The 6,949-nt window shown below is 34.4% G+C and carries 7 protein-coding genes; 1 reads left to right on the top strand and 6 read right to left on the bottom strand.

Translation table 11 applies throughout. From position 1 onward, the window contains the following. Together ABIZ51_07585 and ABIZ51_07580 are read right to left on the bottom strand one after the other, a co-directional pair. Positions 1 to 1,113 (bottom strand): KUP/HAK/KT family potassium transporter (locus tag ABIZ51_07585; protein MEO7088635.1); only part of this gene is annotated, 1,113 nt, incomplete at its 3' end. A 159-nt stretch (positions 1,114 to 1,272) separates the two neighbouring features. Continuing rightward, on the bottom strand, positions 1,273 to 2,259 hold the full coding sequence (locus ABIZ51_07580) for a cupin-like domain-containing protein (GenBank protein MEO7088634.1): 987 nt from the start codon (positions 2,257 to 2,259) through the stop codon (positions 1,273 to 1,275). 172 nt (positions 2,260 to 2,431) lie between these two features. On the opposite strand from ABIZ51_07580, the gene ABIZ51_07575 reads away from it, so the two are divergent. Beyond that, positions 2,432 to 3,520 carry a sulfotransferase gene (locus ABIZ51_07575; protein MEO7088633.1) on the top strand — a complete coding sequence of 363 codons (1,089 nt, stop codon included), beginning with the start codon at positions 2,432 to 2,434 and terminating at the stop codon, positions 3,518 to 3,520. Between the two features lie 16 nt (positions 3,521 to 3,536). On the opposite strand, the gene ABIZ51_07570 is transcribed toward ABIZ51_07575, so the two are convergent. From ABIZ51_07570 to ABIZ51_07555, 4 genes are read right to left on the bottom strand one after another with little or no spacing between them, the layout of a single operon-like run. After that, positions 3,537 to 4,220, bottom strand: a complete 684-nt coding sequence (locus ABIZ51_07570; protein ID MEO7088632.1) for a GNAT family N-acetyltransferase — start codon at positions 4,218 to 4,220, stop codon at positions 3,537 to 3,539. Further along, positions 4,217 to 5,143, bottom strand: a complete 927-nt coding sequence (locus tag ABIZ51_07565) for a glycosyltransferase family 2 protein (protein ID MEO7088631.1) — start codon at positions 5,141 to 5,143, stop codon at positions 4,217 to 4,219. Before ABIZ51_07565 ends, ABIZ51_07570 begins: the two co-directional genes overlap by 4 nt. 1 nt (position 5,144) lies before the next feature. Then, positions 5,145 to 5,891, bottom strand: coding sequence for an SDR family oxidoreductase (locus ABIZ51_07560; protein MEO7088630.1), 747 nt, complete (start codon positions 5,889 to 5,891; stop codon positions 5,145 to 5,147). 1 nt (position 5,892) lies between these two features. Then, positions 5,893 to 6,948 carry a ketoacyl-ACP synthase III gene (locus ABIZ51_07555; protein MEO7088629.1) on the bottom strand — a complete coding sequence of 352 codons (1,056 nt, stop codon included), beginning with the start codon at positions 6,946 to 6,948 and terminating at the stop codon, positions 5,893 to 5,895. Position 6,949: the final 1 nt, after the last annotated feature.

Here is a 6,949-nt window from a genome sequence, read left to right as displayed (position 1 = left end):
AATGGAAAAACCATAGGCAGCGGTCATATTTTCGGAAGTGCGGAAATAAAAAACGACAGCAAAACAACCGATACATATAAACCAATTGATACTCGGAATATAAATTTGTCCACGAATAGAGGTTGGATATTTTACGGTTACGCGGGGCCAAAAATTTAAACTGATGGCTTCGCTGATGAGCGTAAATGAACCGCTAATTAAAGCTTGGCTGGCGATGATGGAAGCCGCAGTAGCAATGATAATACTTGGGAATAAAAAACCGTGCGGAACAATTTCGAAAAACGGATTGATGTTTCCTAAATCAGTTTTGTTTTGCATCAACACCCAAGCGCCTTGTCCGAGATAATTTAATACTAAAGTTGTTTTCACGAATATCCAACTTACTTGAATATTTTTTCTACCGCAATGTCCTAAATCGGAATAAAGTGCTTCTGCCCCTGTGGTACAAAGAAAAACGGCACCCAATAACCAAAACCCTTTTGGATGATGTACTAATAATTGATAACCATACATCGGGTTTAAAGCCTTGAAAATTTGCGGATAATGAATGATTTGATTGACGCCTAAACAACCAATCATCGCAAACCAAAGAAACATAATTGGACCAAACGCGCTACCAATCATTTTTGTTCCAAAGCGTTGAAAAATGAAAAGGCATAACAAAATACCGAGCACTAATCCGATTACTAAATCGTTGCCTGGAACAATCACATTTTCAAGTCCTTTTACACCGCCTAATCCTTCGATGGCGGATGTTACAGTAATTGGAGGTGTAATAATTCCGTCTGCTAATAATGTTCCGGCTCCGATGATAGCAGGAATCGCAAGTTTACTTCCATATTGTTTAACCAATGCGTAAAGAGAGAAAATGCCTCCTTCGCCTTTGTTATCCGCTTGTAGCGTTATGATAATATATTTGAAAGTAGTTTGTAAAGTGAGGGTCCAAAAAACGCAAGAAATAGCGCCGAGTACTAATTGGTCGGTTGCTTGCCCGCCATCCATTAAAATAGTTTGAAGTGTGTATAGCGGAGAAGTACCAATGTCTCCGAAGATGATTCCAAGCGTAACTAAAAGTCCTGCAAAAGATATTTTCTTAATCTGACCCGAATCCATTTGTGTGAAATGTTAGAAACATTTTTTCAGGTTGCGAAATTAATCTAATTATTGAAGGAAGAGGTAGATTTTCCTGAAAAAATTTTGTCCGAAAAAAAACGTTCGAAAAATTATTTTTTTGAGGGCTGTTTTTTCGAATGAAAAAACGAGTTGGGAAAATTATTTTTTGGAAGATTGATTTTGTTCTTTTTCTGCTTTTTCTTTTAAATAGTTATCGAGATTTCCATATTCCGCAAGATGAATAAGATTGATATCTTTTTTATACAATTGATAGGTTTTAAAGAACGAAGGTTTTCTCGCAAAGAAATCCAAAAACATATATAAAGGAGAAATTTTAAACGCGTATAATGGCGATAACCAACGATAACCAACTCCTATCGAGTCCGTTGTGTTTTTTACGGTGTGCCAATAAAAAGGTGGATTCCACAATACATCTCCAGGCTTTAAATTTACTTCGTAGCCATCAATGTATTTGTACAAACTGTATGGATAATCATAATCAGGTTTAAATGGATCAAATTGTCCACGAACTCTTTCGGGAGCTTGGCGATACATGTTTCTTGCCGGATCAGGATCTAACACCATGGTGTAATAATGGGAATACAATACCCACTGTTTTTCTCCATATACCTGTACAAATAAATTAGATTGATTGGCGTTGTGCAAAGTGGTAAAAGTATCTTTTCCGCCGATAAAAACTTGAAACGCATCAAACCAAGCGAGCCAATTATTTCGTTCCAATAACCATTTATAATCGAAATCTTTTAAATGTTCAGGATGCCTTTCCAACAAAGGATAAAAACGATAATATTTTTTTCCGCCAGAACGAATATTGTCGATCACATCTGCTAATTTTATAATTTCATGTGGATATCCTTTCTTGTCTAATTCCACAATCACAATTTCATCTTGTCCATGCAAATCTTTAAAATATTCCAGCGACCATTTTTTTACACAATCCCAATCTTTTGCCACGCCTTCCAATACAACAGGAATTCCTTTTCGAACATATTCCTTTTTGAATTCTTTTAAACTTAAATCCTTTCGACGATCAATCGGTAAAATTTTTCCTTCTCCGCTTTTTTGCAATGTTTCTGATAAATTTTTATAGAATTGTTTTCTGCGCTTACCCAACATTTTAAACATTCTTTCCCTTCCGAAAAAATGATCAGTCCATTGATAGAAGCCGTATTCTATTCTTTGATTCAGCTTAATATTTCTTCTAAAGTCAGTCATCTATAACTTTGCTATTGTTCTGGAATCTAAGATATAACATTTTTTAAATAGAAATGATACTTTTGTGTTGATAAATAGTATTATGACAGTTGAAGAAGTAAACAACATTCCGTTTTTTTTTATCGTTGGCAGAGGGCGTTCTGGAACTACGCTGCTGCAAAATGTGTTGGATGCTAACGATAGCGTGCTATTGCCGCTGGAATCTTTTTTAATCATCTCGTTAAAAAATAAATTTTTTAACACAAAAAAATGGACAGAAAAAAAAATAGATGCGTTTATCGCAGCCGTCTATAAGGAGCCTCTTTTTGTTGCCTATTGGGATATTTCGCGTGAATCACTTCGGAATTATTTGCAATCGCTCCCGAAAAAAGAACTAACGTTCTCGCTGTTGTGTAAAGAAGTGTATTTGCAATTTCCTTCCGTGTTTCCTAAAAAAAGCATTAAAATTATTGGAGATAAAAATCCGCCGTATTCACTTTTTATGGAAGAATTAATTACGGTTTTTCCAGAGGCTAAGTTTATTCATTTATTGCGTGATTACAGAAATCAAATCGTGTCTGCTAGAAAACACTTTACTCTACAAAATGTTGCTTTGTTGGCTTATAAATGGGAAATTCACAATCGCGCTATTGACAAGCAAAAACAAAAAAATCCCTCGGCTTTTTACACCTTAAAATACGAAGATTTTACTGCAGATCCAGAAAAATATACTCGTGAAATGTGCTCCTTTTTAGGTATAAGCTATCAAGCTGAAATGTTGCAATTTCATAAAAAAACAACTACTTATTTCGAAACAGAAAAATTCGGTTTCGATGTGATACACCCTCATCTATTAGAACCCATTGCGAATAAAAACACAAGTGCATGGCAAAAGGAATTTACAGAAAAAGAAAAAGAAACAATTGATTATATCGCAGGCGATTATGCTGCCAAATATGGGTACCCAAAAACACATCCTAAAAAAAACATCCGATTATTTTGCACCTTATTGTATTGCCAATGCCAACACCAGATAGATATTCGCGTTACAAAAATGTATTACAAGCTGCCTTTTTTTATACGAGATTTTTTTCATTTGTCCAGCAAAAAAATGTACGAATGGTTCGGATACATCAATTATTATTCGAAACAAATTGACAAAATGAAAAAAGCTCAAAAAAATAAATTTTGATTTTTTAAGAACTAAATCAAAGAATATTTCTGCCTTCTCGCTTTAAAATAATATTCGCAATGTTTTCTCGAATAAATGAGGGGAGAGGTTTGTATAACACTTTAATTTCCTCATCTGAATCATCTTTAAAATCAATATTTTCAATCGTAAGCGGTGAAAAATCATTCGTAATAATACCGATTGCCTTCCTAATTTTCACGACGTGTTTTTCATATTTTTCTTTGGTCAATTCAAACCATTGAACATCTTTATCAGACGCATAATCTTTTGTAGGAACGTATCCAATTTGCTTGTTATACACAATTGCTTTTTGGTTGGAATTTAAAATTTTAATGTAATTTTTTTTGTACCCGCAAATCAAAAAAGCGTGGTCAGACATGATAACAGAACACATCGCAGGAATGATGGTTCCCCAGTATTGTTTATCCCAAACAAACATTCCGCCTTCGGAAGTTCGTTTTTCGTAATCGCTGTTTTTGCCGTTTATCAAGCCAATTTTCTCACCTTGATAATGAATGATAAAATAGTTATGGTATATGGTATTAATGGATTCGAACCATTTTTGTTGCATTCCCGGCGTAATTATTTCCTGGTATTGCATCACGCTGCTAATATCTTGTGAGTTGCGCTTTATCCTCACCAATTCAAGATCATCCGCCTTTAAGCGAGTTAATGTAATTCCGTATTTATGAATTCTCACTTTAAAACTTTTTGAATAGCATAAGGAGGCTTTTTATTTTGTAATTGGTATAATTTATACAAATACTGACCAATGATTCCAAGACAAAATAAAATAAGACTCGTGCCAAATAAAACACTTACAATAATAGAAGTATAACCCAAAGGGGCGTGATGCAATATTTTTTTTGCGATAAAATGTACACCAAAAATAAATGTAATAATAGAAAAAAACAAGCCTCCATAGGTCATTAATTTTAAAGGCGTTGCCGTATAATTAATGGTAATATTTAGGTACATCTGTATTAATTTGAAAAAGGTATATCCTGATTTTCCAGCTTTACGATGATGATGATCTACATCCACCAATTCGATATGACTTGTGTACCAGTTGATAATGGTATCTAAAAATAAAAAATTAGTATGTTGATTGTTTTTTATTTCATCGGTAATAGTACGATTGATAAGGCGAAAGGCAGAACCACCTGAAATTTTTTTGGTAGAATATTCGGAAGTTTTTTTCATCAGATTACTTCCTACATTGCGCCAAGCAGCATGTTTTTTATTTATCGGGATACCATAAATTACGTCGGCATTTGTTTGTTCTTGTCGAAAAATTAATTTTTCAATCTCTTCTGGAGGATGTTGTAAATCATCGTCCATGGTAAGTACCAAATCGCCTTTGCAAAAATGGAAGCCGCACAAAATAGCATTGTGCTGCCCGAAATTTTTAGCCAATTTAATACCAATTATTTTCGATGGATTTTCTCGTTTTAATTTGTCAATTTCCAGCCAACTTTTATCGGAGCTACCATCGTCTATCAAAATTAATTGATACGAGTTTTCTAATTTTGAAAAAGCGGCATCAATGCGTTGAAAAAGTTCTTGCAAATTGCGCTCACTATTGAAAACGGGTATTATGACAGAGATGTAAGATTTTTCCATGTTATTTTCCGAGTAAAAAGCCTCCATCTAAAATAATAGTTGTTCCAGTCATCCAACGCGATGCTTCGGAGAGTAAAAAAACAGCTGCATTGGCAACGTCTTTTGGATCACCCACTCCAAGTGGATATTTATTGATATGTTCATCCATCGTTTCTTTAGATGCATCTTTTTCGGCAGAATCATACATGGGCGTTTTTACCATTGCTGGCACCAAACAATTTGAACGTATGCCTTGCGAATAGAACTCCAATGCACAGACTTTACTGAATGCTTCAATGGCTGCCTTTGATCCTGCATAAAGTGAGCCTCCTCTGTGTGGATGTTCTGCTGAAACCGATGATAAAAAAACAATCGCCGCATTTTTATTTATTTTTTTCTTACGCATCAATTGCGAAATCAATAATACTTGTGATTTATAATTGAGTTGAAAAGTTTCGTCTATTTTCTCTTGAGTAATAAATTTTATCGGAAAGGGTTTTACAACACCCGCGCAATTGACTATACCATCAACAGGTGCTATCTTTTCTGTTAAATTTTCGATATCGTTTTCTCTTAATAAGTCCGCAGAGATAATTACATTATCATTCCCTTTTAACATCTTTTTTGTTTCTTCCAATCGTTCTAAATTTCTTCCACTTATAATAACGCTTCCCCCCATTTCCGTAATGCTAATGGCAATTTGCCGGCCGATTCCAGAAGAAGCGCCCGTTACAAAAATTTTTTTTTTGAAGAGATGAAAAGGTGTCATTTTATAGCTCTATTAATTTTGGACAAATTAAATTTTCTGTTTTCAAGGTAGCCGAACCCCAAGATAAACCTACACCAAATGCTGATAATAACAAAGATATTTTTTTATTTTTTATTTTTTCAGTTAATTCTGTAACAATTGTTAATGGGATAGATGCTGAACTTGTATTGCCGTAATTTGTTAGAGAGTATGGCACTTTTTCAGGAGCTATTTTTAATTTTTTTCGAATGCTTTCGTTCATCAATTTGTTGGCTTGATGAAATAGAAAATAATCGAAATCGGCTGTTGTTTTGCCAATGTGTTTTAGTAAATTATTTATATTGGGGGTTGCTTCCCGTAAGGAAAAATTAAATACTTCCAAGCCATCCAATACTAAATTTTTACGGCTACGTATAATACCCTTTTCAATCTCAACCATTGTTTCAGAATCTTTGTTGTAAGGGCTGCGAGTGCCACCGTCAGGAATAATAATCGCTTTATATCCTGAGCCGTCACTTTGTAAATTGAAATCCATTTGATCCGCTTTTTCATTGTATTCTAAAAGCGTAGCAGTTCCCGCATCTCCAAAAATAGGATAGGTACTTTTATCTTTTTTCGATTGAGAGAAACTGGATTTATCACCCACCATTAATAATCCTTTTCGAAACTTATTCGCGTTCATCAAATTGCTGATAACCGATAAACCATAAACATATCCAGAACAACCCAATTGCATATCAAAAGCCATTGTAGTTTTGGGTAATTGCAATCGATCTTGCAAAATAATACTGGTAGCAGGTAAAAAATAATCAGGGGATTGCGAAACAAAAATCACAATGTCTATTTCGCTTCTATCAATATTCAATTCTTGAAACAAAGTATTTGCCGAAGCATAGCACATATCTGAAGTACACAATCCATCAAGTGCCACTCTGCGCTTTGCAATTCCGGTTGTCTTAATAAGCAATTCTCGTTCCGCCAAAGAAATCCAATCGTAATCCAAATTCGACTCTTCGTTTTTTGGAACGCAAGCTGCAATGCCGGCTATCTTTATATTTTTAACAGATAAAAAAGCCATT

The sequence above is a fragment of the Bacteroidia bacterium genome, assembly GCA_039924845.1.
Lineage (GTDB): Bacteria > Bacteroidota > Bacteroidia > DATLTG01 > DATLTG01 > DATLTG01.
This window is presented reverse-complemented; position numbering and strand designations above follow the sequence as displayed.

Bases quoted from the DNA above. Each gene is read 5' to 3' on its own strand.
- ABIZ51_07580 (MEO7088634.1), bottom strand. From the start codon at position 2,259: ATGTTTAAAATGTTGGGTAAGCGCAGAAAACAATTCTATAAAAATTTA.
- ABIZ51_07565 (MEO7088631.1), bottom strand. From the start codon at position 5,143: ATGGAAAAATCTTACATCTCTGTCATAATACCCGTTTTCAATAGTGAG.
- ABIZ51_07555 (MEO7088629.1), bottom strand. From the start codon at position 6,948: ATGGCTTTTTTATCTGTTAAAAATATAAAGATAGCCGGCATTGCAGCT.
- ABIZ51_07575 (MEO7088633.1), top strand. From the start codon at position 2,432: ATGACAGTTGAAGAAGTAAACAACATTCCGTTTTTTTTTATCGTTGGC.
- ABIZ51_07560 (MEO7088630.1), bottom strand. From the start codon at position 5,891: ATGACACCTTTTCATCTCTTCAAAAAAAAAATTTTTGTAACGGGCGCT.